26 protein-coding genes are annotated in these 24,797 nt (G+C 64.1%); 2 read left to right on the top strand and 24 right to left on the bottom strand.

Annotated elements, in window-relative coordinates; translation table 11 throughout:
• Positions 1 to 105 precede the first annotated feature (105 nt).
• On the top strand, positions 106 to 2,409 hold the full coding sequence (locus ACE3SL_RS13140; RefSeq protein WP_374526186.1) for a hypothetical protein: 2,304 nt from the start codon (positions 106 to 108) through the stop codon (positions 2,407 to 2,409).
• 136 nt (positions 2,410 to 2,545) lie between these two features.
• On the opposite strand, the gene ACE3SL_RS13135 is transcribed toward ACE3SL_RS13140, so the two are convergent.
• Genes ACE3SL_RS13135 through ACE3SL_RS13030 form a run of 22 tightly spaced genes read right to left on the bottom strand, consistent with a single transcriptional unit; the run spans position 2,546 to position 22,376 of the window.
• Positions 2,546 to 2,806, bottom strand: a complete 261-nt coding sequence (locus ACE3SL_RS13135; RefSeq protein ID WP_374526185.1) for a DUF1467 family protein — start codon at positions 2,804 to 2,806, stop codon at positions 2,546 to 2,548.
• Positions 2,807 to 2,809: 3 nt separating this feature from the next.
• Positions 2,810 to 4,444, bottom strand: a complete 1,635-nt coding sequence (locus tag ACE3SL_RS13130; protein WP_374526184.1) for a ribonuclease J — start codon at positions 4,442 to 4,444, stop codon at positions 2,810 to 2,812.
• On the bottom strand, positions 4,441 to 5,226 hold the full coding sequence (locus ACE3SL_RS13125; RefSeq protein ID WP_374526183.1) for a type III pantothenate kinase: 786 nt from the start codon (positions 5,224 to 5,226) through the stop codon (positions 4,441 to 4,443). The genes ACE3SL_RS13130 and ACE3SL_RS13125 overlap by 4 nt, the downstream gene beginning before the upstream one ends.
• Positions 5,226 to 6,029, bottom strand: coding sequence for a biotin--[acetyl-CoA-carboxylase] ligase (locus ACE3SL_RS13120; RefSeq protein WP_374526182.1), 804 nt, complete (start codon positions 6,027 to 6,029; stop codon positions 5,226 to 5,228). The genes ACE3SL_RS13125 and ACE3SL_RS13120 overlap by 1 nt, the downstream gene beginning before the upstream one ends.
• Complete coding sequence (gene nuoN / locus ACE3SL_RS13115; protein ID WP_374526181.1) at positions 5,951 to 7,384, bottom strand: NADH-quinone oxidoreductase subunit NuoN; 1,434 nt, start codon at positions 7,382 to 7,384, stop codon at positions 5,951 to 5,953. The genes ACE3SL_RS13120 and nuoN overlap by 79 nt, the downstream gene beginning before the upstream one ends.
• Positions 7,381 to 8,937 (bottom strand): NADH-quinone oxidoreductase subunit M, encoded by a 1,557-nt coding sequence (locus tag ACE3SL_RS13110; RefSeq protein WP_374526180.1) that lies wholly within the window; start codon positions 8,935 to 8,937, stop codon positions 7,381 to 7,383. Before ACE3SL_RS13110 ends, nuoN begins: the two co-directional genes overlap by 4 nt.
• A complete protein-coding gene (gene nuoL / locus ACE3SL_RS13105; RefSeq protein WP_374526179.1) occupies positions 8,934 to 10,967 on the bottom strand; it encodes an NADH-quinone oxidoreductase subunit L in 2,034 nt (677 codons plus the stop codon). Before nuoL ends, ACE3SL_RS13110 begins: the two co-directional genes overlap by 4 nt.
• 4 nt (positions 10,968 to 10,971) lie before the next feature.
• The gene (gene nuoK / locus ACE3SL_RS13100; RefSeq protein ID WP_003051614.1) at positions 10,972 to 11,277 is read right to left on the bottom strand and encodes an NADH-quinone oxidoreductase subunit NuoK; all 306 of its coding nucleotides are present in this window, start codon (positions 11,275 to 11,277) and stop codon (positions 10,972 to 10,974) included.
• Positions 11,274 to 11,885, bottom strand: a complete 612-nt coding sequence (locus ACE3SL_RS13095; RefSeq protein WP_374526178.1) for an NADH-quinone oxidoreductase subunit J — start codon at positions 11,883 to 11,885, stop codon at positions 11,274 to 11,276. Before ACE3SL_RS13095 ends, nuoK begins: the two co-directional genes overlap by 4 nt.
• Before the next feature lie 12 nt (positions 11,886 to 11,897).
• Positions 11,898 to 12,386, bottom strand: a complete 489-nt coding sequence (gene nuoI / locus ACE3SL_RS13090) for an NADH-quinone oxidoreductase subunit NuoI (protein WP_204992745.1) — start codon at positions 12,384 to 12,386, stop codon at positions 11,898 to 11,900.
• Positions 12,383 to 12,973 carry a hypothetical protein gene (locus ACE3SL_RS13085; RefSeq protein WP_374526177.1) on the bottom strand — a complete coding sequence of 197 codons (591 nt, stop codon included), beginning with the start codon at positions 12,971 to 12,973 and terminating at the stop codon, positions 12,383 to 12,385. Before ACE3SL_RS13085 ends, nuoI begins: the two co-directional genes overlap by 4 nt.
• A complete protein-coding gene (gene nuoH, locus ACE3SL_RS13080) occupies positions 12,970 to 14,016 on the bottom strand; it encodes an NADH-quinone oxidoreductase subunit NuoH (protein ID WP_374526176.1) in 1,047 nt (348 codons plus the stop codon). The genes ACE3SL_RS13085 and nuoH overlap by 4 nt, the downstream gene beginning before the upstream one ends.
• Positions 14,013 to 16,025, bottom strand: coding sequence for an NADH-quinone oxidoreductase subunit NuoG (gene nuoG / locus ACE3SL_RS13075; protein WP_374526175.1), 2,013 nt, complete (start codon positions 16,023 to 16,025; stop codon positions 14,013 to 14,015). The genes nuoH and nuoG overlap by 4 nt, the downstream gene beginning before the upstream one ends.
• Before the next feature lie 14 nt (positions 16,026 to 16,039).
• Positions 16,040 to 16,786 (bottom strand): hypothetical protein, encoded by a 747-nt coding sequence (locus ACE3SL_RS13070; protein WP_374526174.1) that lies wholly within the window; start codon positions 16,784 to 16,786, stop codon positions 16,040 to 16,042.
• Positions 16,783 to 18,072 carry an NADH-quinone oxidoreductase subunit NuoF gene (gene nuoF / locus ACE3SL_RS13065; RefSeq protein ID WP_374526173.1) on the bottom strand — a complete coding sequence of 430 codons (1,290 nt, stop codon included), beginning with the start codon at positions 18,070 to 18,072 and terminating at the stop codon, positions 16,783 to 16,785. The genes ACE3SL_RS13070 and nuoF overlap by 4 nt, the downstream gene beginning before the upstream one ends.
• The gene (locus ACE3SL_RS13060) at positions 18,072 to 18,233 is read right to left on the bottom strand and encodes a hypothetical protein (RefSeq protein ID WP_374526172.1); all 162 of its coding nucleotides are present in this window, start codon (positions 18,231 to 18,233) and stop codon (positions 18,072 to 18,074) included. Before ACE3SL_RS13060 ends, nuoF begins: the two co-directional genes overlap by 1 nt.
• A complete protein-coding gene (locus ACE3SL_RS13055) occupies positions 18,233 to 18,901 on the bottom strand; it encodes an NAD(P)H-dependent oxidoreductase subunit E (protein WP_374526171.1) in 669 nt (222 codons plus the stop codon). Before ACE3SL_RS13055 ends, ACE3SL_RS13060 begins: the two co-directional genes overlap by 1 nt.
• Positions 18,901 to 19,233: a nuclear transport factor 2 family protein gene (locus ACE3SL_RS13050; protein ID WP_374526170.1), complete on the bottom strand. Its 333-nt coding sequence runs from the start codon at positions 19,231 to 19,233 to the stop codon at positions 18,901 to 18,903. The genes ACE3SL_RS13055 and ACE3SL_RS13050 overlap by 1 nt, the downstream gene beginning before the upstream one ends.
• Positions 19,230 to 20,447, bottom strand: a complete 1,218-nt coding sequence (locus tag ACE3SL_RS13045; RefSeq protein ID WP_374526194.1) for an NADH-quinone oxidoreductase subunit D — start codon at positions 20,445 to 20,447, stop codon at positions 19,230 to 19,232. Before ACE3SL_RS13045 ends, ACE3SL_RS13050 begins: the two co-directional genes overlap by 4 nt.
• 50 nt (positions 20,448 to 20,497) lie before the next feature.
• Positions 20,498 to 21,418: an NADH-quinone oxidoreductase subunit C gene (locus ACE3SL_RS13040; RefSeq protein ID WP_374526169.1), complete on the bottom strand. Its 921-nt coding sequence runs from the start codon at positions 21,416 to 21,418 to the stop codon at positions 20,498 to 20,500.
• Positions 21,418 to 21,972 (bottom strand): NADH-quinone oxidoreductase subunit B family protein, encoded by a 555-nt coding sequence (locus tag ACE3SL_RS13035; protein ID WP_374526193.1) that lies wholly within the window; start codon positions 21,970 to 21,972, stop codon positions 21,418 to 21,420. Before ACE3SL_RS13035 ends, ACE3SL_RS13040 begins: the two co-directional genes overlap by 1 nt.
• Positions 21,973 to 22,001: 29 nt before the next feature.
• Positions 22,002 to 22,376, bottom strand: a complete 375-nt coding sequence (locus tag ACE3SL_RS13030) for an NADH-quinone oxidoreductase subunit A (RefSeq protein WP_374526168.1) — start codon at positions 22,374 to 22,376, stop codon at positions 22,002 to 22,004.
• A 216-nt stretch (positions 22,377 to 22,592) separates the two neighbouring features.
• Here ACE3SL_RS13030 and ACE3SL_RS13025 point away from each other — a divergent pair, with 216 nt between their 5' ends.
• The gene (locus ACE3SL_RS13025) at positions 22,593 to 23,075 is read left to right on the top strand and encodes a YbjN domain-containing protein (protein WP_374526167.1); all 483 of its coding nucleotides are present in this window, start codon (positions 22,593 to 22,595) and stop codon (positions 23,073 to 23,075) included.
• 49 nt (positions 23,076 to 23,124) lie between these two features.
• Here ACE3SL_RS13025 and ACE3SL_RS13020 read toward each other — a convergent pair whose 3' ends face one another.
• Complete coding sequence (locus ACE3SL_RS13020; RefSeq protein WP_374526192.1) at positions 23,125 to 23,946, bottom strand: inositol monophosphatase; 822 nt, start codon at positions 23,944 to 23,946, stop codon at positions 23,125 to 23,127.
• Positions 23,947 to 24,250: 304 nt separating this feature from the next.
• On the bottom strand, positions 24,251 to 24,797 hold a 547-nt coding region (gene efp, locus ACE3SL_RS13015; RefSeq protein WP_374526166.1), incomplete at its 5' end, for an elongation factor P.

Genomic DNA, 24,797 nt, shown 5'->3' with positions numbered 1-24,797 from the left:
CGTTTCATGGCGGCCATTTGATGCTAAGATGGCGGGATGACGGGGGAAAAGAAGATCGTCGGATTGTGGCGGGATTCCGCGGCAAAGCCGGAAACGGAAGATGCCATGGGCGCCGCGCCGGCAGATGTCACCGCGCCCGAAGCCGCGCCGCAGCCGGAAGCCGCCGCACCGCCCGAGCGGGATTGGCTCGATATGTCGGCGCTCGCCGGAACCGAAGAAGATGATTGGGACGACAACGCGGCAGTGCCCGGCACCCGCGACCGCCTCCTCCCTGCCGGGCTGCTCCTGCTCGGCCTCGGCTGGACGGTTTTCGCCTCGTTTGCCGTAACGAAAGGCTTCGTGCGCGCGCCCGCTTTCGCCGATTGGCCGGCGCTGGTCGCGACGATCGCGATGCCGCTGACATTGCTCGCGGTCCTGTGGATGGCGCTGCTGCGGTCGAGCCGCTCGGAACAAGCGCGCTTCGCACGCGTCGCAGGCGCGCTGCGCGACGAGAATGCCGCGCTCAACCAGTCGATGCGCGCGCTCGCCGACCATCTCGCCGACGCCCAGCGCCAACTGGCGGAACAGGCGCGCACGGTTCAACAGCTCGGGCTCGATACCGTCACGCGGCTCGGCGAAAGCAGCGACAAGCTTGCGACCAACGCGTCGATCATCGCCAACGCGCATGATCAGCTCGCGCGGTCGGGCGACGTCGCGATGCAGCGGATGGACGGGCTGCTCGCGGGACTGCCGCGAATCGACGACGTCGCGCAGCGGCTCGCGGTCAATTTCCGCGAAGCCGGACTCGTCGCGCACCAGCAGGGCGCCAATCTGGAAGCCAAGCTCGCGGCGCTGTCCGAAGAAGCCGGCAAGGCGGCGCAAACCGGCACCGCCTCTGCAGTCAGCCTTGGCGAGGCGATCGGCGCGTTGCAGCAGCAGGCGCGAGAGGCCGAAGCGAGCCTCACCGCAGTCTCAGCACAAACCGCCGAAGCTCACGGCCTCGCGCTCGCACAGATGACGCAAGCGTCTGCGACCGCGCGCGACGATCTCAAAACGACGATCGCCACGGTCACCGGGCAGATGGACGGGAGTTGGCGGGAGTTCCGCGACAGCGTCGATGCCGCCGCCGCGCAGCTCGATGCGCGACTCGCTGCGGCGCGCGAGGCGGGCGATGCGATGGGCGCGCAGATCGCCGCGCATGGCGATGCGAGCGAAATGCTGGCTTCGCGGATCAGGAACCATGTGACCGACGTCGCCGGGCAGCTCGAAATTCTCGACGTCAGCGTGTCCGCAAGCACCGGCGTCATCGGCCGCGCGATAGACGACACCAAGGGTCAGCTCGCCGCCTTCATGGCCGAGGTGCAGAGCGGCAACGGCTCGACGCATCAGCTGATCACGCAGGCCGAATCGCTGCTGCTCGCGCTCGATGCGGTGACGCGCGAGCTCGACGAAACGCTTCCGCACGCGTTGGACCGCATGACGTCGCACGGCAAAACGACGCAGACCGCGCTCGCGCAGATGAAGCCGATGCTCGAAGCGTCCGAGCTCGTCGCGCAATCGACGCTGTCGCACGTTAACGCCGTCAAATCGACGCTGCAGACGAACGAAGACAAGATGGCCTCGCATGCCGAAAGCCAGCAGGCGCTCGCCGAGCGCATCAACGCTTCGCTCGCCGATGCCGATGCCGCGCTGGCGCGGCTGCGGAGCGGTGCCGACGAGTTCGCCGAACAGGGCGGCGCGCGGATGATCGCAACGCTCGGCGAGGTGCGCGTCACCGCTGACACTGCGGCGGAGGAAGCACGTCAGACGCTCGAAAAGCTGGTCGCCAGCGCGCGCGAGACGATGCAGGCGACCGCGACCGGGGCGATCGACGCGGCATTCAAGACCGAGATCATGGCGCAGCTCGCCGCGATCGAGGAAGCTTCGCAGCGCGCGGTCGAAGCGGCAAACGGCGCCGCCGACCGGCTGATGCGCCAGCTCATCACGATCATGGATACCAGCGCCAGCGTCGAGCAGCGCGCGCTGGAGGCCGAACAGGCGATAGCCGCGTCCGACCGCGATTCGCTGGCCAAGCAGGTCGGCGTGCTCACCGAAGCGCTCAAATCGACCGCGATCGACATGACCAAGATATTGTCGAGTGAGGTCAGCGACACCGCATGGGATGCCTATCTGAAGGGCGACCGCGGCGTCTTTTCGCGCCGTGCGGTCAAGCTGGTCGAGAATAGCGAGGCCAAGGAAATCCTGCGCCTCTATCAGAACGACGACGGCTTCCACGCCTCGGTGAACCAGTTCATCCACGATTTCGAAGCGATGCTGCGCCTGCTGATCGGCGCCCGCGACGGGTCGGCGATCAGCGTCACCTTGCTGTCGTCGGATATCGGCAAGCTCTATGTCGCACTGGCGCAGGCGATCGACCGCCTGCGGGGGTGATCGGGTTTCTGACGGGACAGTTTTCGATCGACAATAGCCGTCAACCCCGCAAAGGCGGGGGGCGCTGCCGGCCTATTCCTTCGTAGCTGCGTAAACTTCCAGCGGCCCCCGCCTTCGCGGGGGCGATGGCTATTTATCAGGCCCGCCCGCTCAACACGTCGGGGTCGGCCCAGCCCTGCACATAAGCGACGTAGTAAAGCACGAAGCAAACGGTCGCGGCGATCGTCATCTGCAACAGGATGCGTCCAGGGCGGAAGCGTGCGGGTGCGCCAGGCTCCTGCCCCGCCACCAGCGGCGTTTCGTCATCCTCCGCGCGGCGGCCGTGAAAAGGCAGCACGAAGAAAGCACTGAAGCACCAGAAAAGCGTGTAGATCGCGAGGGCAGAGGTCCATTTCATCGCTCAGATATCCACGATCAGCACGTCGGTGATCGGCTTCTTGCCCGTCCAGTCGGTCGCGACGCGGCGGACGGCGAGGCGGATCGCTTCTTTCAGCGCATCGCGGTCGCGCGCCGGGCCGGTCACCGCCTGTTCGGCGGCCTCGTTCATTTCCTCAAGGAACGTCTCGCGATCATCCTCGACCGGCACGCCGCGATACTGGATCGCGCTGCCCTCGAATCTGCCGTCCGACAGCACCACCGCGACCGAAATCTGGCCATGCAGCGACAATTTGCGGCGCTCGTTGATCGTCTCGCCATCGGCGGGGAGGATCACGTCGCCGTCGAGGATCAGGCGGCCCGAGCGCACCCTCTCGACGATCCGCGCGCCGCCGGGCGAGAGACGGACGAGGTCGCCATTTTCCTGTACCAGCGCGCCCGGCACGCCCGTTTCGAGCGCGAAGCGCGCCTGTTCGTGCATATGGCGAATCTCGCCGTGCACCGGCACAACCGTCTTGGGGCGCAACCAGCCATAGAGCGCCGCGAGCTCGGGCTGTCCCGGATGGCCGCTGACATGGATATGCGCCTGTTTCTCGGTGACGGTCAGCACGTCCTTCGCCGCGAGCTGGTTCATGATCCGCCCGATCGCGACCTCATTACCCGGAATCTGCTTCGACGAGAAGACGACCGTATCGCCAGCCTCGAGCTTGATCTGGTGGACATCGGCTGCCATCCGCGCGAGCGCAGCGCGCGGTTCGCCCTGCCCGCCCGTCGCGATTACCATCACCTCGTTCCGCGGCAGGCGCATCGCCTCGTCGAAATCGACGGTCGGCGGAAAGTCCTTCAGATAGCCGACCGAGCGGGCGACGCCGAGGATGCGGTCGAGCGAGCGCCCCGCGACGCACAGGGTGCGCCCCGTCGCCTTCGCGACCGCGCCCAAGGTCGCGAGCCGCGCTGCGTTCGAGGCGAAGGTGGTGACGACGACCCTCCCCTTCGCCGCGCCGACCGCTTCGAGCAGCCCGTCGCGAACGCTGCCCTCGCTGCCCGATGCCTGCGCATTGAAGGCGTTGGTGGAATCGCAGACAAGGAAATCGACGCCTTCGTCGCCGACCGCGGTCAGCGCTGCGGCGCTCGACGGCGTACCGAGGATCGGATCGTCGTCGAGTTTCCAGTCGCCGGTATGGAAGACGCGTCCATAGGGCGTGTCGATCACCGCCGCGCTCATTTCGAGGATAGAATGCGCGAGCGGCATCAGGCGGATGCCGAAGGGACCAAGCTGGAAATGCCCGTCGATGTCGACCCGCCGGACCTCGACCTCCTTCTCCAGCCCCTCTTCAGCGAGCTTGTGCGCGATCAGCCCCGCGGTGAAATGATTGGCGTAGAGCGGCACGCCCAGTTCCGCCGCCAGGTACGGAATCGCGCCGATATGATCTTCATGCCCGTGGGTGAGCACGATACCGAGCAGATCCTTCTTGCGGTCCTCGATGAATTCGAGATCGGGCATGACGATGTCGATGCCCGGATAGTCATAGCTGCCGAAGGTCACGCCGAGGTCGAGCATGATCCATTTGCCGTCGCAGCCGTAAAGATTGGCGTTCATGCCGATCTCGCCCGACCCGCCGAGCGCGAGAAAGACCAGTTCCTTGCCGGGAGTCGTCATGCGCCCGTGTTCCTTTGATTATAGAGGTGCATCAAGCCGTTCAGCGTCAGGTCGGGTTCGATGCGGTCGAACAGGTGCGCCTGCTCCTGAAAAAGCGTGGCGAGGCCGCCGGTCGCGATCACGGTGAGTGGCTTGCCGATTTCGGCCTTCATGCGCGCGATCAGGCCCTCCATCATCGAGACATAGCCCCAATAGACGCCGATCAGCATCTGGCTTTCGGTGGTGCGGCCGATGACGCTGGCGGTCGGCGGAGCCTCGATCGCGATGCGCGGGAGCTTCGCGGCTGCAGCGACGAGCGCTTCGAGCGACAGATTGACCCCCGGCGCGATGATCCCGCCGAGATAGGCGCCGTCGGGCCCGATATGGTCGAGCGTCGTCGCGGTGCCGAAGCTGATGACGAGCTTGTCCCTGCCGGGCTCGACCGCCTGCGCGGAGATGGCGTTGACGGCGCGGTCGGCGCCGACCGACTGCGGCTCGTCGACCTTGAGCGCGATGCCCCAGCTCACCGGCTCGCGCCCGGCGACCAGCGCATCGACGCCGAAATACCGAACCGCGAGCAGTTGCAGATTGTGCAGCGCGCGCGGCACGACAGTCGAGACGATCACCGCATCGACGTCGGCGCGTTCATATCCCTCGATCCGCAGGAGCTGATCGAGCCACACCGCATATTCATCGCAGGTGCGCCGATCATCGGTCGCGATGCGCCAGCGCGCGAGGAGCTCGTCGCCCTTGAACAGCGCGAATTTGGCGTTGGTGTTGCCGACATCGACCGCGAGCAGCATTATCCATTCCCCTCCACGGGCCGGCGCAGTTCGATATCGCCTGCGTGAATCAGCATGGTCTCGCCATCGGCGCGGCGCAAGCGCAGCGCGCCATCGGGAGCAAGACCGTCGAACGTCCCGTCGATTCCTTGCTCCGACACGCGAAGCGGCGTTCCCACGGGATGACCGAGCGGCAGCCAGGCCCGAACGATGCTCTCGACGCCCTCCTGCCGCCAGGTCCAGAGTGCATCGGTCAAGGCGACCGCCAGCGCCTCGGCAAAGCGGTCGCGGTCGATCGCGAACCCGCCGTCGGCGAAGCAGAAGGTCTTGCGGTCGGGCAATTCGGGTGCCGACACCAGGTTGACCCCGATGCCGATCACGACGCTGTCGCCGCTGCGTTCGAGCAATATGCCCGAGCATTTGGCACCATCGACGAGCAGATCATTCGGCCATTTGAGTTCGAGCGGCACCGACGGCGCGAAGATTTTCACCACCTTCGCCAGCGCGACCGCCACGACGAGCGCGAGCGTCGCCGGCGACGGATCGCTCGCGGTCAGGCGCACGACGGTCGAGCCCATGAAATTGCCGAGCCCATCACCCCACGGACGCCCGAGCCGCCCGCGCCCGGCGGTCTGCCGGTCCGCGACGAGCCAATGCCCCTCACCGACATGCTCGCCGCCCGCCAGCCGCGCCAGCAGGTCGGCGTTGGTCGAACCTGTCTGCTGGGTCCGCTCGATCAGCGGGATCAGAACAGCACCGCCGCGGCGCTGGCGGACAGCGCCGCCAGCACGCCGATGAAGAGATAGCCGATGACCGAAAGCCATAGTGCGCTCGCGGTGATCACCGCATCCTCGACTACGGTGCCGGTGCCCTTCGGGAATTCGGTTTCCGACTTCTCATCGAAGTACATCGTCTTGATGATCGCGATATAATAGAAGGCGCCGATCACCGAGGCGACGATGCCCGCGACCGCCAGCGGCACGAGGTTCGCGTTCACCGCGGCCTCGAACACCAGATACTTCGGCCAGAAGCCGAAGAGCGGCGGGATGCCGGCGAGGCTGAACAGGAACACCGCCATCGCCGCAGCAAGGCCGGGACGGCGCTGCGAATAGCCCGCGAGCGCCGGAATGCTCTCGATCTGGTTGCCCCGATCGTCGCGCAGTTGCATCACGACGAGGAAGCTGCCGATCGTCGTCACGACATAGACGAGCAGATAGGTCAGCACGCCCTCGACCCCCTGCTGCGTTCCCGCGGCGAGGCCGATCAGCATATAGCCGACATTGTTGATCGACGAATAGGCAAGCAGGCGCTTGATATTCTTCTGTCCTATCGCGCCGACCGCGCCGAGGATGATCGAGGCGAGCGCGAGGAAGATGATGATCTGCTGCCAGGCGCCGATCGCGGGCCCCATCGCGCCGATCACGACGCGGGTCATCAGCGCCATCGCCGCAACCTTCGGCGCGGTGGCGAAGAAGGTCGTCACCGGCGTGGGCGCGCCTTCATAGACGTCGGGGGTCCACATGTGGAACGGCACGGCGCTGATCTTGAATGCGAGGCCCGCGATCACGAAGACGATGCCGAAGATGATCCCGATGTTGAGTTCGCCGCCGACCGCCTGCGCGATGCCGGCGAAATCGGTCGTTCCGGTGAAGCCGTAGAGCAGCGAAATGCCATAGAGCAGGATGCCCGAGGCGAGCGCGCCGAGGACGAAATATTTGAGGCCCGCTTCGCTCGACCGCTCGTCGCTGCGCATGAAGCTGGCGAGGACGTACGAGGCGAGGCTGTTGAGTTCGAGCCCGACATAGAGCGTCATCAGGTCGCGCGCCGAGGCCATGATCCCCATGCCGAGCGCGGCGAACAGGATCAGCGCCGGATATTCGGCGCGCATCCCGTCCTTGAAGAAGCGCGGCGCGATCAGCACGCAGACGAAGCTCGCGGCATAGAGGAGCAGCTTCGCAAAGCCGCCGAAGCCATCGACCGACAACGTGCCCGAAAAGACCGTCGTCTGGACGCCGAACAGCGCGAGCACCGCTGCGGCGGCACCGGCAAGGGTCAGCATCGCGGCGAGCTGGTAGGCGCCGACATTCCGGTCGCCGAGGAAGGTGCCGAGCATCAGCGTGATCAGCCCGCCGATCGTCAGGATCAGTTCGGGCCAGATGAGAGCGAGATCGGCGGTCATTGGACGCCTCCCGCATGATGCGCTTCGCCTTTGGCGTCTCCATGCGCCGGAGCGGCCGCCTTTGGCTTGCCGGCCTTGAGGTGCGCGTCACCCGCGGGCTTGGCGGGAGCCAGCCGCGCGACCACCGTCGTCACGTCGCCGCGCATCGGCGCGAGGAAGCTTTCGGGATAGACGCCCATCCACAGCGCGACCGCGGCCAGCGGCACGAAGATCGCCCATTCACGGGGCTTAAGGTCGGGCATGGCCTTCACATCGTCCTTGGTGAGATCGCCGAACACGACGCGGCGATAGAGATAGAGCATATAGGCCGCGCCGAGGATGATGCCCGTCGTGCAGACGAGCGCGACCCAACTCGACGCCTCGTAGATGCCGGCAAGGCTCAGGAACTCGCCGACGAAGCCGCTGGTGCCCGGCAGGCCGATCGAGGCCATGGTGAAGAGCATGAAGAACAGCGCATAGGCCGGCATGTTCACCGCGAGCCCGCCGTAACGGCTGATCTCGCGCGTGTGCAGCCGGTCATAAATCACGCCGACGCAGAAGAAGAGCGCGGCCGAGACGACGCCGTGGCTGAGCATGACGATCAGCGCACCCTCTATCCCCTGCTGGTTGAAGGCGAACAGGCCCGCCGTCACGATCGCCATGTGCGCGACCGAAGAATAGGCGATCAGCTTCTTCATGTCGCTCTGCACCAGCGCGACGAGGCTGGTGTAGACAACCGCGACCATCGAGAGGCCGAAGACCAGCCACATGAGCTGCGCGGAGGCATCGGGGAACATTGGCATCATGAAACGGATGAAGCCGTAGGACCCCATCTTGAGCAGCACGCCCGCCAGGATCATCGAGCCTGCGGTCGGTGCCTGCACGTGCGCGTCGGGCAGCCAGGTATGGACCGGCCACATCGGCATCTTGACCGCGAGGCTGGCGAAGAAGGCGAGCCACAGCCAGGTCTGCATTTCCGGCGGGAAATTATAGACGAGCAGCGTGGGAATATCGGTCGTCCCCGCTTCGCGGATCATCGCGATCATCGCGATCAGCATCAGCACCGAGCCGAGCAACGTGTAGAGGAAGAATTTGAACGCCGCATAGATGCGGTTCTGCCCGCCCCAGATGCCGATGATGAAATACATCGGGATCAGGCCGGCCTCGAAGAAGATGTAGAAGAGCAGCAGATCCTGCGCCATAAAGACGCCGAGCATAACGACTTCCATGACAAGGAACATCGCCATGTAGAGTCCGACGCGCTTCGTCACCGACTCCCAGCTCGCGAGGATACAGAGCGGCATCAGGAAGACGCTGAGCAGGATCAGCATCAGCGCCATGCCATCGATGCCGAGCGCATAGTTGAAACGGCCGAACAGCGGCGCGGACTCGACGAACTGCCATTGCGCACCGCCGATGTCGAAATTCGCCCACAGCAGACAGCCGAGTGCGAAGTCGAACAGCGTCGCGACGAGCGCGATCATCCGCGCGCTGCGGTCGTTGGCGAAGACGCAGGCGATAGCGCCGGCCGCGGGGACCGCCAGCATCAGCGAAAGAATGGGAAGCCCGCTCACAGGAACTTCACCATGGCCCAGCTGGCGAGGCCGACGAGACCCAGCAGCATCACGAACGCATATCCATAAACATAACCCGATTGCAGCCGGACCGCGAGCCGGGTCCCCCCTTGCACGAGCGCCGCGACGCCATCGGGTCCGAAACGGTCGATGGTGCCTTCATCCCCGCGCTTCCAGAAGAAGCGGCCGATCGCGAAGGCGGGCTTCACGAAGAGGACGTTGTAGAGCTCGTCGAAATACCATTTGTTGTACAGGAACTGGTGCAGCAGCTTGAACTGCGCCACGATCTTCGCTGGCAGGCTGGTGTTGCGGATATAGCTGTTCCACGCGAGGAACAGGCCGATCGCCATCACCGTAAACGGCGCCCACTTCACCCACCAGGGCACGAGATGCGCCTCGTGCATCAGATGCTCGTCGAACGCCAGGCTGCCCTTCCAGAAAGCGAGCCCGCCCTCGGGATCGATGAACTGGTGGTGGAAGAGGATGCCCGCGAACACCGCGCCGAGCGACAGCACGCCGAGCGGGATCAGCATGTTCAGCGGGCTTTCGTGCGGGTGGTAACCCGCGGTGCCGTCGCCGTGCGGATCATGGTGATGCGCATGGGCATGATCGTCGTGGCCATGGCCATGATCGTCATGCACCGCGTGCTGGATATGCTCGCTCTGCTCCCAGCGCGGCTTGCCGTAGAAGGTCAGGAAGACCAGGCGCCACGAATAGAAGCTCGTCAGCAGCGCGGCGAAGATGCCGACCCAGAAGGCCACCTGTCCGCCGCCGCCCGAAGCGAACGCCGCCTCGAGGATGCCGTCCTTGGAATAGAAGCCCGCGAAACCCGCGACGCCCGCGATCCCGACGCCGGTGATTGCCAGCGTCCCCATCATCATCGCCCAGTAAGTGAGCGGGATGTGCTTCCGAAGGCCGCCATAATAGCGCATGTCCTGCTCGTGGTGCATCGCATGGATCACCGAGCCGGCGCCGAGGAACAGCAGGGCCTTGAAGAAGGCGTGCGTGAACAGGTGGAACATCGCCGCACCATAGGCGCCGACGCCCGCGGCGAAGAACATATAGCCGAGCTGCGAACAGGTCGAATAGGCGATGACGCGCTTGATGTCCCACTGCGTCGTGCCGACCGTTGCGGCAAAGAAGCAGGTCGCAGCGCCGACGAAGGTGACGACGCCCGCCGCGACCGGCGCGGCCTCGAACATCGGCGACAGGCGGCAGACCATGAAGACGCCCGCGGTGACCATCGTCGCGGCGTGGATCAGCGCCGACACCGGGGTCGGGCCCTCCATCGCGTCGGGAAGCCAGGTGTGGAGCCCGAGCTGCGCCGATTTGCCCATCGCGCCGATGAACAGCAGCAGGCACAGCACGGTCATCGTGTCGAAACGGTGGCCGAGGAATCCGATCGTCGATCCGGCCATGCCCGGTGCGGCGGCCAGAATCTCGGGGATCGAGACGGTGCCGAACACCAGGAAGGTGCCGAAGATGCCGAGCATGAAACCCAGATCGCCGACGCGGTTGACGACAAATGCCTTGATCGCGGCGGCATTGGCGCTCGGCTTCTTGTACCAGAAACCGATCAGCAGATACGACGCGAGACCGACGCCTTCCCAACCGAAGAACATCTGAACCAGATTGTTCGCGGTCACGAGCATCAGCATCGCGAAGGTAAAGAGCGACAGATAGGCGAAGAAGCGCGGCTGGTCCGGGTCCTCGCTCATATAGCCCCAGCTATAGAGGTGGACGAGCGCCGACACCGTCGTGATCACGACGAGCATCACCGCGGTCAGCGTATCGACGCGCAGCTCCCAGTTGAACTGGAGCGCGCCCGACGAAACCCAGTGCAGCACCGGCGTCACGCCCGCTTCGCCCGTCCCCGCGACGAACGACAGGAAGATCGGCCAGCTCAGGGCACAGCTCAGGAACAGCGCGCCCGTGGTGATGATCTTCGACGGCACATTGCCGATGACGCGCTGGCCGAGGCCTGCGACGATTGCCGCGAGCAGCGGCAGGAAAACGATCGCCTGGATCACCGGCTTACCCCTTCATCCGGTTGGCATCGTCGACGGCAATGGTGCCGCGGCCGCGGAAATAGATAACGAGAATGGCGAGGCCGATGGCGGCTTCGCCCGCGGCCACCGTCAGCACGAACATCGAGAACACCTGTCCGACAAGATCGCCGAGCGCCGCGCTGAACGCGACGAGGTTGATGTTCACCGCGAGCAGGATGAGCTCGATCGCCATCAGGATGACGATGATATTCTTGCGGTTGATGAAGATGCCGAGCACGCCGAGCGTGAAGAGCACCGCCGAAACGGCGAGATAATGGCCGACCGAAATCACAATTCCATCCCCTGCCCGACGCCCGGATCGACAAGGCGCGTCGCGTCCTCGGGACGGCGGCGCACCTGCTGCGCGATATTCTGCGCGCGGACCCCGCCGCGCTGGCGATGCGTCAGCACGATCGCGCCGATCATCGCGACGAGGAGGACGATGCCCGCCGCCTCGAACAGGAAGATGTAGCGCGTGTAGAGAAGCTCGCCGATCTGCTGGATATTGCTGGTATCGGCCGCTGCCGGTGCAGCGCGCGCAGCAAGATCGACACCGCCCGCCTTCCAGGCACCGAGCGCGAAGATCAGCTCGGCCGCAAGGATAATCGCGACCAGAGCCCCCAACGGCATATAGCGCACGAAACCGCTGCGCAATTCGGCGAAATCAATGTTGAGCATCATCACGACGAACAGGAACAGCACCGCGACCGCGCCAACATAGACGATGACGAGCAGCATCGCGATAAATTCGGCGCCTACGAGCAGCATCAGTCCCGCCGCATTGAAGAAGGCGAGGATCAGCCACATGACGCTGTGGACCGGGTTACGCGAGAAAATCACCATGACCGCAGAGGCGATGACGAGTGTCGCGAAGAGCCAGAAGGCGATGACCTGAATCATATGCGCGCGCCCTTATCGATAGGGCGCGTCGGCGGCAAGATTCGCCGCGATCGCGCGCTCCCATTTGTCGCCGTTGGCGAGCAGCTTGGCCTTGTCATAGAGCAGTTCCTCGCGCGTTTCGGTCGCGAATTCGAAGTTCGGCCCCTCGACGATCGCATCGACCGGGCAGGCTTCCTGGCAGAAGCCGCAATAGATGCATTTCGTCATGTCGATGTCGTAGCGCGTCGTGCGGCGCGACCCGTCGTCGCGCGGCTCGGCCTCGATCGTGATCGCCTGCGCCGGGCACACTGCTTCGCAGAGCTTGCACGCGATGCAGCGTTCCTCGCCGTTCGGATAGCGACGCAGCGCATGCTCGCCACGAAAACGTGGCGACAGCGGGTTCTTCTCGAACGGATAGTTGATCGTCGCCTTGGGCTTGAAGAAATATTTGAGCGTGAGGGCATGCGCCTTCACGAATTCCCAAAGCGTGAAGCTTTTTACGAGATGGGCGATGGTGCTCATTGGGTTCGGTACTCAGTTATTTCCACATCCGACAGCGGCGATTGCGGCTGCTCATCAATGGAACAAAATCCAACGGATGAAGGCGTATACTTCCATGCCGGTGGGGCAGATTTCTTGAATACAACCGCAACCTGTCGCTTGCCGGCCTTTTCGCTACTAGCTTCACCCAATATTTCGAACGCAACCCAGCCTTTGTCGCCCTGACGTAGGCTAGCCAACTGACCGTCACCGGAATCCCAGCGCAAGGTAACATTCGGGTCTTGGATGACGTTCGATGGGAGCGAGAATATCTTACTGTCGTCTCGAACAACATCAATTCGCACCGGAGTACGCACGAACTGGCGCCAAGCGGGCAGCGTCGCCAGTTCCTTTTTCGTCCCGGCCACGCCGCGTCCACCGGATTGGCGTAAAATCAAAGAACTCCTTTGAGCGCGGTCGTCCCAAAGCGTACAGTTGATGTCATAGGCCGGCAACGTTTGCCGCTCGGCCGAGTCAACGAACTGCCTTGCATCAATCGTCGGCACAGGCACCGGAGACATATTTCCCGCCGCCTGCGCGGCTCCCAAGATGAGCAGCGTCCCGATCATGCCCCATACCTCGTCAGCATCAGGTAGCCGGAGATCAGGAAGACCCAGATCAGCGAGATCGGCAGGAATATCTTCCAGCCCAGCCGCATAAGCTGGTCATAGCGGTAGCGCGGGACCGTCGCCTTCACCCAGCTGAAGACGAAGAAGAAGAACAGGATCTTCGCGAACAGCCAGATGATGCCGGGGACGGCATAGAGCGGCGCCCAGTCGATCGGCGGCAGCCAGCCGCCCCAGAAGAGTACCGCGTTGAGCGTGCACATCAGCAGGACGTTGGCATATTCGCCGAGCCAGAAGAGCGCGAAGCTCATCGACGAATATTCGGTCTGATAACCCGCGACGAGCTCGCTTTCAGCCTCGGTCAGATCGAACGGGGCACGCGCGGTTTCGGCGAGCGCGGAGATCAGGAACATCACCGCAAGCGGGAAGAGCAGCAGGTTGAAGCCGAAGGCGTTGACGATGCCGAGCCCGTGCCCCTGTTGCGCCTTGACGATCTCGTTCAGATTGAAGCTGTCGGCCCACAGCACGACGCCGATCAGGATGAACCCGATCGAGACTTCATAAGAGATCATCTGCGCCGACGCGCGGAGCGCCGAAAAGAAGGGATATTTGGAGTTCGACGACCAGCCCGACAGGATCACACCGTACACGCCGAGCGACGAGATCGCGAGGATGTAGAGCAGCCCGACGTTGATGTCGGCGAGCACCGCGCCCGAATTGAACGGGATCACCGCCCACGCCATCAGCGCCACCATGAAGGTGATGATCGGCGCGATCAGGAACAGGCCGCGGTTGGCGCTCGACGGGATGATCGTTTCCTGGAGGAAAACCTTGAGCCCGTCGGCGAAGCTCTGGAGCAGACCGAAGGGACCGACGACGTTCGGCCCGCGGCGCAGCGCCATCGCCGCCCAGATCTTGCGGTCGGCATAGATGATCATCGCGACCGCGAGCATCAGCGGTAGCGCGATGAGGAGGATGCCGCAGATCGTGGCGATACCCCACGCCCATTCGTAGCTGAGGCCGAGCCCCTGGAAAAACTCGGTCATTCCGCGGCCTCCGCAAACTCGACGCCGTGAATCAGCTCTTCCGAGCAGCGCTGCATCGTCGGCGATGCGCGGCAGATGGCGTTGGTCAGGTAGAAATCCTTGATCGGCGACGGGATCGCACGCGCTTCGGGCTTCGCGGGCAGTTTGGGAACCGTCCAGCCGTAATCGGCGAGCCCTTCGACGCCCAGCGCCGGCACCGCCGCGATCATCGCGGCGCGGCATTCGGCGAAGCTGTCGAAGCCCACATTGACGCCGAGCGTGTCGGCGAGCGCGCGGAAGATGCTCCAATCCTCGCGCGCGTCGCCCGGTGCGAACACCGCGCGCTCGCTGCGCTGGACCCGGCCTTCGGTGTTAACTGTGGTAAAATCCTTCTCGGTCCACGCCGCGGCGGGCAGGATGACGTCGGCGGCGTGGGCGCCCTTGTCGCCATGATGGCCGACATAGACCTTCAGCGTCTTGTCGAACGCCGTGAAATCGACTTCGTCGGCGCCGAGGAAGAAGGCGAGCTTGGGCTTAGCCGCGATCACGTCATTGATCCCGCCCGGCAGCCCGTAACCCAGCATCAGCGCGCCCATGCGCGCGGCCGAGAAATGCACGACGTTGAAGCCGTTCCAGCCGTCCTTGACCGCGTTCACGCTCTTCGCGAGCGCGAGGCCCGCGCCATGGACCCCGGGAACCGACAGCGCGCCGCCGCCGAAGATCAGCATCGGCCGCTCGGCGCTCTTCAGCGCATCGGTCACATGCCCCGGCAGCTTCGCGACGAGCGAGGCATCGTCGCCGAGCCATTCGGTCTTATAAGTCAGATCGACCTCGGGGCCGATCGCGAAGACCTTGGCGCCCTTCTTCCACACCGCCTTGCGGACGCGCGTGTTGATCAGCGGCGCTTCCCAGCGGAGGTTCGTCCCGACGAGCAGGATCACATCGGCATTCTCGGCTTCGGCGATCCCCGTGTTGAAATTGACCGCCGACAGGCTGGTGACGTCATAGTCGAGCCCGGTCTGACGCCCTTCGAAGAGATTCCCGCCGAGCGCGGTGACGAGTGTCTTCGCGGCGAACATGGTCTCGCAATCGGCCATGTCGCCCGCGATCGCCGCGACCGACGAGCCCGCCTTCGCGGCCTTGATCGCGTCGAACGCCTCGGCCCATGTCGCCTCGACGAGTTGACCGCCCTTGCGCACGAACGGGCGGTCGAGGCGGCGGCGGATCAGGCCATCGACATGGTGGCGCGTCTTGTCGTTCGCCCATTCCTCGTTCACGTCGTCGTTGACGCGCGGCAGCACGCGCAGCACCTGCCGCCCGCGGCTGTCGATGCGGACATTGGTGCCGACCGCGTCCATCATGTCGATGCCGAGCGTCTTGGTCAGTTCCCAAGGCCGCGCCTCGAACGCATAGGGCTTGCTGGTCAACGCTCCGACCGGGCAGAGATCGACGACGTTGCCCGAAAGCTCGCTGTTCACGGCGCGTTCGAGGTAGCTCGTGATCTGCATATTCTCGCCGCGATAAATCGCGCCGATATCTTCCACGCCCGCTACTTCCTCCGCAAAGCGGACGCAGCGCGTGCACTGGATGCAGCGGGTCATCACCGTCTTGACGATCGGCCCCATATATTTCTCGGTCACGGCGCGCTTGTTCTCGTCATAGCGCGAGGCGCCGCGGCCATAAGCGACCGACTGGTCCTGCAAATCGCATTCGCCGCCCTGATCGCAGATCGGGCAGTCGAGCGGATGGTTGATGAGGAGGAACTCCATCACCCCCTCGCGCGCCTTCTTCACCATCGGGCTGTCGGTCTTGATGATCTGTCCCTCGGCGGCGGGCAGCGCGCACGACGCCTGCGGTTTCGGCGGACCGGGCGCGACCTCGACGAGGCACATGCGGCAATTGCCGGCGATCGACAGACGCTCGTGGTAGCAGAAACGGGGGATTTCCTTCCCCGCCAGCTCGCACGCCTGTAGGACGGTCGCGCCCCGCGGGACGTCGAGTTCTACGCCATCTACGGTTACTTTGGGCATGCCCTACCTTCTTCTCAATTCGCTTGCACCGGCACCGGGCCGGTTCCCCGGGCGTACCGGGTCCAAAGTCCATCCGCAGCGAACGCCCGCACGTTCGCGGTGTTGAGCGTCAGCGTCTGCCCGCGCACCAGACACGCGCCCAATGCCGGAGCCATCGCACGCGCCGCCGCCTTTTCCTCATCACTGCCCGGCATCGTCCGCAACAGCGCGTCGGCGCCCGCGGTATCGCGAAACGCCAGACAGTCGGCGAACTGGCCGAGCGCGCGCGCCGAGGTCGCGCCTTCGGTCATGTAACGGCGGTTGGCCACCTCGGTCGCGTCGGCCGGAAGCGCCGGTGCCTGCTGGAAGCGTGCGAGATAGGCTTCTTCGAGCATGAGCGAACGAAACGCCGTGGTCGACATGGTAAGCTGGCGATGATCGGAGGCCGCCGAGTTCAACCCGCCACAGAAATTATCCTTGCCGATCGTCTGCCAGAAGCGTTCGGGCGTCGTGTCGGCGGCATAATATTCGATGCCCTCGGGATCGCTGTTCTCGAGCAGCTTGTCGACGCGGTCGGGAATGCGGCCGTAAATGCAACGCCCGAAATTCTTGCGATCGAGCCCCGCCTCGCGCGGATTGACCTCGGTCGGCTTCTTGAGGAAGCGCGTGCCGATCTGCGCCTCGGGCTGCATGCCGCCGCTGCTCGGCTTGGCAGTCGCAGGCGTTGCGATCGCCGCGATCAACATTGCCGCAAGGACCGAAGTATGACGCATCGTGATCATTCAGCCGCCTCCATCACTCCGCCGCTCTCGCGAATGCGGCGCTCCAGTTCGGGTCGGAAGTGACGGATCAGGCCCTGGATCGGCCATGCCGCCGCGTCGCCGAGCGCGCAGATGGTGTGACCTTCGACCTGCTTGGTCACATCGAACAAAGTGTCGATCTCGCTGATGTCGGCGTCGCCGGTGCGCAACCGTTCCATCACGCGCCACATCCAGCCGGTGCCCTCGCGGCACGGCGTGCACTGGCCGCAGCTTTCGTGCTTGTAGAAATAGCTGATGCGACTGATCGCCTGGACGACATCGGTCGACTTGTCCATCACGATCGCGGCGGCGGTGCCGAGGCCTGAGCCGAGCGCCTTCAGCCCGTCGAAATCCATCGGCGCATCCATGATCTCGGCCGCAGGGACGAGCGGAACCGACGATCCGCCGGGGATCACCGCGAGCAGATTGTCCCAGCCGCCTCGGATGCCGCCGCAATGCTTTTCGATGAGGTCGCGGAACGGGATTCCCATCTCTTCCTCGACGACGCACGGGCGCTCGACATGGCCCGATATCTGGAAGAGCTTGGTGCCCTTGTTGTTCTCGCGCCCGAAACTCGCGAACCACGACGCGCCGCGGCGCAGGATCGTCGGGACGACCGCGATGCTCTCGACATTGTTCACCGTGGTCGGACAGCCATAGAGGCCCGCGCCCGCCGGGAACGGCGGTTTCAGGCGCGGCTGGCCCTTCTTGCCCTCGAGGCTTTCGATCATCGCGGTTTCTTCGCCGCAGATATAGGCACCGGCGCCGCGGTGGACGAAGACGTCGAAGTCGTATCCCGACTTCGCGGCATTCTTGCCGAGCAGGCCGGCGTCATACGCCTCCTGCACCGCGGCGAAGAGCGTCTCAGCCTCGCGGATGAACTCGCCGCGGATATAGATATAGGCGGCACGCGCGCGCATCGCGAAGCCCGCGATCAGCGCGCCTTCGATCAGCTTATGCGGATCGTGGCGGATGATCTCGCGATCCTTGCACGAACCCGGTTCGGATTCGTCGGCGTTGATGACGAGGAAGCTCGGGCGGTCGGCGCGCGGCTCCTTCGGCATGAACGACCATTTGAGGCCCGTCGGAAAGCCCGCGCCGCCGCGGCCGCGCAGGCCCGATGCCTTGATCTCCTCGATGATCGCGTCCTGGCCGCGCTTCATCAGGTCTTTGGTCTTGTCCCAATCGCCGCGCGCCTGCGCCGCCTTGAGATTCCATGGCTGGAACCCGTAGAGATTGGTGAAGATGCGATCCTTGTCGGCGAGCATCAGCGTGTCCCACCCTTGTTCTGAAACATGCGAAAAGCGATGTAGCCGAGCGCGATGATCAGCAGCGGGCCGATCAGCGCGAAGGTCACGCGCAGCACGAAACCGAGCACGACGAGCGCGCCGATGATCGCGAGGATCGTGATGATGTCCTTCTGGCTCATCACCAGTCCTTCCGGTAATCGTGATTGGCCTTTACCATGTCCTTCAGCGTCGTCGGGCCGCCTTCGGGCTCGCTCGTGTGACGCTTTGGGTTCTGGGGACCGGTCTTCGGCTGTTTGCCCGCCGCAAGATCGTCGAGCAGGCGGACCGTGCTGTCGTAGTCAAGGTCCTCGTAATTATCGTCGTTGATCTGGACCATCGGCGCGTTGGTGCAGGTGCCCATGCACTCGACCTCGGTCAGTGTGAACAGGCCGTCAGGGGTGGTCTTGCCCTTGACCATACCGCGATTCTTGCACGCGGCCATCACATCGTCCGACCCGCGCAGCAGGCACGGCGTCGTGCCGCAAACCTGCACGTGATAGCGGCCGACCGGCGCGAGATTGTACATGGTGTAGAAGGTCGCGACCTCGTAGGCGCGAATATAGGGCATATCGAGTTGCGCAGCGACATATTCGATCACCGGTACGGGCAGCCAGCCCTGCGTTTGCGTCTCGGCACCGACCTGGCGCTGCGCGAGGTCGAGCAGCGGCATCACCGCCGAACGCTGGCGCCCCGCTGGGTAGCGCGCGATGACGGTCTTCGCCTGTTCGGCATTCTCGGGAGTCCACGCAAAGGCGCCCCAGCGCGCGCGGACTTCGGCTTCGTCGGGGATTTGGGGTGCGTCAGCCATTAGCGGACAAACTCCACACGCGACACTTTGTCGCCTTCAAAACTATAGATGGTCATAACCTCGAACGGCTCGGCATCCGGCGAACGGGCCACCTTTTCGTGCAGCACGGCAAAATCGCCGAGCGCATAGCCCGACAGGATTTCGGCGCGATTCTGCGGAAATTCAGCGAACATCGCCTGCAACCCCGCGCGCACGCCCTCCTTGCCGTCGCGGACGACCGCGCCGCGATAACCGGCCTCGGACGCATCGTCGGTCATCAACGCGACATAGGCGTCAGCGTCCTGCGCATTGTAATGCGCGATCATCGTTTCGGCGATTTCCAGCTTCGTCACCGGTCGCACTCCCCGAACACGACGTCGATCGCGCCGATGATCGCGGTGGTGTCGGCGAGCATGTGGCCTTTCGACATCATGTCCATCGCCTGCAGGTGCGAAAACGCGGTCGGGCGGATCTTGCAGCGATACGGCTTGTTGGTGCCGTCGCTGACCAGATAGACGCCGAATTCGCCCTTAGGGCTTTCGGTCGCCACGTAAACCTCGCCCGCGGGGACGTGGAAGCCCTCGGTATAGAGTTTAAAGTGATGGATCAGCGATTCCATCGACTGCTTCATCTCGCCGCGCTTCGGCGGGACGACCTTGCGGTCGAGGCTGGCGATCGGACCGCTGGGCATGTCGCGCAGGCACTGCTTGATGATGCGCGCCGACTGATAGACTTCCTGCACGCGGACCATGAAGCGGTCGTAGCAGTCGCCGCGGGTGCCGACCGGAATGTCGAATTCCATCGCAGCATAGGCGTCATAAGGCTGCGACTTGCGCAAATCCCACGCAATGCCGCTGCCGCGGATCATCGGGCCCGAGAAGCCCCATGCCAGCGCGTCTTCCTTGCTCACCGTCGCGATGTCGACGTTGCGCTGCTTGAAGATGCGGTTGTCGATGACAAGGCTCATCGCGTCGCCGAACAGTTTCGGCAGGCGCGTCTCGCACCATTCGCCGATATCGACGAGCAGCTTTTCGGGAACGTCCTGATGGACGCCGCCCGGGCGAAAGTACGCGCTGTGCATGCGCGCGCCGCTCGCGCGCTCGAAGAAATTGAGGCAATCCTCGCGGAGCTCGAACACCCAGAGGTTCGGGGTCATCGCACCGACGTCCATGACGTGCGACCCGATGTTGAGCATATGGTTGCAGATGCGCGTCAGCTCGGCGAAGAGCGTGCGCAGATATTGCGCGCGCGCCGGCACCTCGAGGTCGAGCAATTTCTCGATCGCGAGGACATAGCTGTGCTCCATGCCGAGCGGCGAGCAATAGTCGAGCCGGTCGAAATAGGGCAAAGCCTGCAGATAGGTCTTGTATTCGATCAGCTTTTCGGTGCCGCGGTGGAGCAGCCCGACGTGCGGATCGACGCGCTCGATGATCTCGCCGTCAAGCTCCATCACCATGCGCAGCACGCCGTGCGCCGCGGGATGCTGCGGGCCGAAGTTGATCGTATAGTTGGTGACGACCTGATCGCCGGCGGTATCGGCGGTGTCGACCGGATAGCCCTCGAACATGTCGCTGCCGTGGTGCTTGACCGCTCCGGAAGCCATTTGGGGAGCGTCGGTCATGCGTCACCTCCTGCTTTGGGCTTGCGCGGTGCGCGCGGCTTGGCCGGAGCCTTCGTCTTCGCGGGCGCCTTTTCGGCCTTCCTCGTGGCCGGGGTCTTCGCCTTGGCCGCAGCGGTCGCTTTGGCGCCATCGCGGCTCGTCTTCGCCGCCTTCAAATTGGTCTTGGCGCCCGCGCCCGTCTGCTCGGTCTTTTCGGTGGTCTTCGGAGTCGGCGGCGGCGCCTTTTTCGCGGCTTCGTCGTCGGCGACCTTGACCTGCTGCGCGGTCATCGGGGTCGGCGCGCCCTTGCCCGGCGCCTCGCCGGTTCCGCCGGCCTTTTCGTCGCCCGGCAGCACATAGTCGGCGCCTTCCCAGGGCGAGAGGAAATCGAAGCTGCGGAAATCCTGCGCCAGCTTCACCGGCTCATAGACGACGCGCTTGTCCTCTTCGCTGTACCGGAGCTCGATATAGCCGGTCAGCGGGAAGTCCTTGCGCTGCGGGAAGCCCTGAAAGCCGTAATCGGTCAGGATGCGGCGGAGGTCGGGGTTGCCCGCGAACAGCACGCCGTACATGTCGAACACCTCGCGCTCGAGCCAGCCGGCGACCGGCCAGACGGGCACGATGCTCGGCACCGGCGTCGCTTCGTCGGTGCAGACGCGGACGCGCAGGCGGTGATTCTTCGTCACGCTGAGCAGGTGGTAGACAACCTCGAAACGCTCAGGCCGGTCGGGATAGTCGACCCCGGCGATTTCCATGAGCTGCTGATAATCGAGATTGTCGCGAAGGCTGATCATCACGCCGGCGATCGCCTCGCGGCGCACGGTGATGCTGTCCTCGCCGACGGCGAAGACATGCTCGATCAAATCCTCGCCGAGCAGCTTGTGCAGCGCGGGGCCGATGCCGTCGCGCGGCGCGATCAGGGGAGCGGGACTGGCCATCAGCGTTCGATCGTTCCCGTGCGGCGGATTTTCCGCTGCAACTGCATCACACCGTAAAGCAGGGCCTCGGCGGTCGGCGGGCAACCGGGGACATAGATGTCCACAGGCACGATACGGTCGCAACCGCGCACCACCGAATAGCTGTAGTGATAATAGCCGCCGCCATTGGCGCAGCTTCCCATCGAGATGACGTACTTCGGGTTTGACATCTGATCGTAGACGCGGCGGAGCGCCGGGGCCATCTTGTTGCAGAGCGTCCCCGCGACGATCATCACGTCCGACTGGCGCGGAGAGGCGCGCGGCGCGACGCCGAAACGCTCCATGTCATAGCGCGGCATGTTGACGTGGATCATCTCGACCGCGCAGCAAGCGAGCCCGAAGGTCATCCACCAGAGCGAGCCGGTGCGCGCCCAGTTGAAGAGATCCTCGGTCGAGGTGACGAGGAACCCCTTGTCGCCGACCTCGGCATTGAGGTCGTCGAAAAAGCCCGCGTCGGGGCTTGTCCCCGGCGCCACAGGCATCAGTTCGGGGTTCGTGCCCGGGGCGACCGGCATCTGGCCGGGAGTCAGGATCGTCGAGCTGTTCATTCCCAATCCAGCGCGCCTTTTTTCCACGCGTATACGAGGCCGAGCGCCAGCTCGGCGAGGAAGACCATCATTGTCGCCCAGCCGGCCCAGCCGATTTCCTTGAGGCTCACCGCCCAGGGAAAAAGAAAGGCCGCTTCGAGGTCGAAGATAATGAAGAGGATGGCGACAAGGTAGAAGCGCACGTCGAACTGGCTGCGCGCATCCTCGAACGCCGGGAAGCCGCACTCATATTCGCTGAGCTTCGCCGGATCGGGCTTGTGCGCGCCGGTCAGCCGCGCGACGCCCATCGGCAGGAAGACGAAGGCCGAGGACAGGCCAACGGCAATGACCAGAAAGATCAGGATCGGCAGATATTGCGTCAGATCGACCATGGGAGCTCGCAGTCTGTTTTAAGGTGTTTTCCCACCCCTTGTTGCGGGCGCTTTAGGCCAGTGCGCCGCGCCTCGCAAGCACCGCGGACAGGAAATTCACCGCCGTTGTGACCAAAAGCATAAGCAGGGCTGGCCGCATCGCCTATCGCTGTGTTAGGCCGCCTTCATGGGTCGGCATTCGGGGCGCTCGCGCCCGCTTTGAACTGGGGATCTGATATGCGATTTTTTTCCGTCCGGACGATACTGGCGATGGGCGCCGCGCTCGCACTTTCCGCTACGCCGGCCCATGCCGAGCTGGTCAATGCGAAGAATCCGGCGACCATCAAGGCGATTGTCGAGTCGCAGGGCTGGCCGGCCACCCTGGTGACCAAGGCCGATGCCGATCCCTATATCGAAAGTAATCGCAACGGCCTCAAGTTCCTGGTCCTCTTCATGAACTGCGACGACCACAAGAATTGCAAGACGCTGCAATATTATATGGGATTCAATGACGCCAAGGAGGTTTCGCTCGATCGGCTCAACGAATGGAACAAGTCCAAGCGCTTCGCCCGCGGCTATCGCGACGATGAGGGCGACCCAGTGCTGGAGATGGACGTCGATGTCGATTTCGCAGGCATTCCGCGCGAGAATGTCGGCGAGACCTTCAACACCTGGGCCTCGCTGATGGACAGCTACCGCGAGTTTATTTTCGAGAAATAGGGCCGACGATCCTGCGTTATCCCGGCGCAGGCCGGGATGACGCCTGGAATCACGCGTTGCGGAGCGCGCCCGCGACCAGTTTCTGCAACTTCGAGTGCACCGCGCCGCTGCCCGCGATATATTCGCTGCGTTCGATCGCACGATCGCCGCCGCGGAAATCGCTGACGAAGCCGCCGGCTTCGCGCACCAGCAACATACCGGCGGCGACGTCCCAGATCTTGAGGTCGCTTTCCCAGAAACCGTCGAAGCGCCCCGCCGCAACCCAGGCGAGGTCGAGGCTCGCGGCACCGAAGCGGCGGATGCCAGCGACTTCAGGAGCGACCGCGCCAAAAATGCGGCTCCACTGCGCCATGTCGCCATGGCCCATGAACGGGATGCCCGTCGCGATCAGGCATTCGTTGAGGTGGCGGCGCGACGCCACGCGCAGGCGCCGGTCGTGGAGCCACGCGCCGCGGCCGCGCTCGGCCCAGTAGCTTTCGTCGGTGACGGGCTGATAGATCAGCGCGGCGGTGACATCGCCCCAGCCGCCGCCGAGCTTCGGCTCCTGCACCGCGATCGAGATCGCGAACTGCGGGATCGCGTGAAGAAAGTTCGAGGTGCCGTCGAGCGGATCGATGATGAAGCGCGGCTTGCCGGGTTCACCCTCGATCTCGCCGGCTTCTTCCATCAGAAAGCCCCAGCCCGGACGCGCGTGGGTCAGTTCGTCGTAGAGGGTGCGTTCGGCAGCCTGATCGGCCTTCGACACGAAATCGGCGGGCCCCTTCTGCGAGACCTGCAGATGCTCGATCTCGCCGAAGTCGCGGCGCAGCTTCGTGCCGGCCTTGCGCGCGGCCCGTTCCATGACGGTGATGATGCCGGATACGGCCACTATTTCTTTTCCTTACTGCTCGTCTGCAGATAGCGCTGAGCCTTACGCTTGACGGGAGGGCTGGCATTGAACGCCCAAACGTCGAGCCACTTCAATATGCCGAATCCGGCTATTTCATCTCTAAGCCACACCGGAACATTCCCAATCGGAGTCGATGCTCCCCGCTGTGCCTGATCGAGAATGACTGGATACCAGAAACGACGGGCTTCTTTCGACTCTTTCGTCGGGTTTCTACGTAGACCAAACGATTTTCTCGAGAGGTCTGCCCCTCTCGATTTCTGCATGCTTTTCGATGTTGATTTATACATTAATCCGCGCGGCGGACATATTCGCGGTCATAGACGTTGACCACGATGCGGGTGCCGCTGGTGATGTGCGGCGGCACCATCACGCGGACGCCATTGTCGAGAATCGCGGGCTTGTACGACGACGAGGCGGTCTGCCCCTTCACCACCGCGTCAGCCTCGACGATCGTCGCTTCGATCTGTTCGGGCAGTTCGACAGAGATCGGGCGCTCTTCCCACAGTTCGAGCACGACCTCCATGCCGTCCTGCAGGAATTCGTGCGCTTCGCCGACGACGTCCTTCGAGATGTTGATCTGCTCGAACGTGTCCTTGTCCATGAACACCAGATCGTCGCCCTCGGCATAGAGGAACTGGAAATCCTTGGTGTCGAGGCGGACCTTTTCGACCGTGTCGGCGCTGCGGAAACGATTGTTGAGCTTGCGCCCGTCGATCAGATTCTTGGCTTCGACCTGCATATAGGCGCCGCCCTTGCCCGGCTGGGTGTGCTGGATCTTGGTGACCTTCCAGATGCCGCCTTCATATTCGATAATATTGCCGGGACGGATTTCA

It is taken from the genome of Sphingopyxis sp. (assembly GCF_041916015.1).
Lineage (GTDB): Bacteria > Pseudomonadota > Alphaproteobacteria > Sphingomonadales > Sphingomonadaceae > Sphingopyxis.
The sequence above is the reverse complement of the archived record's forward strand: the minus strand, read 5'-3'. Positions and strand labels throughout refer to the sequence as shown.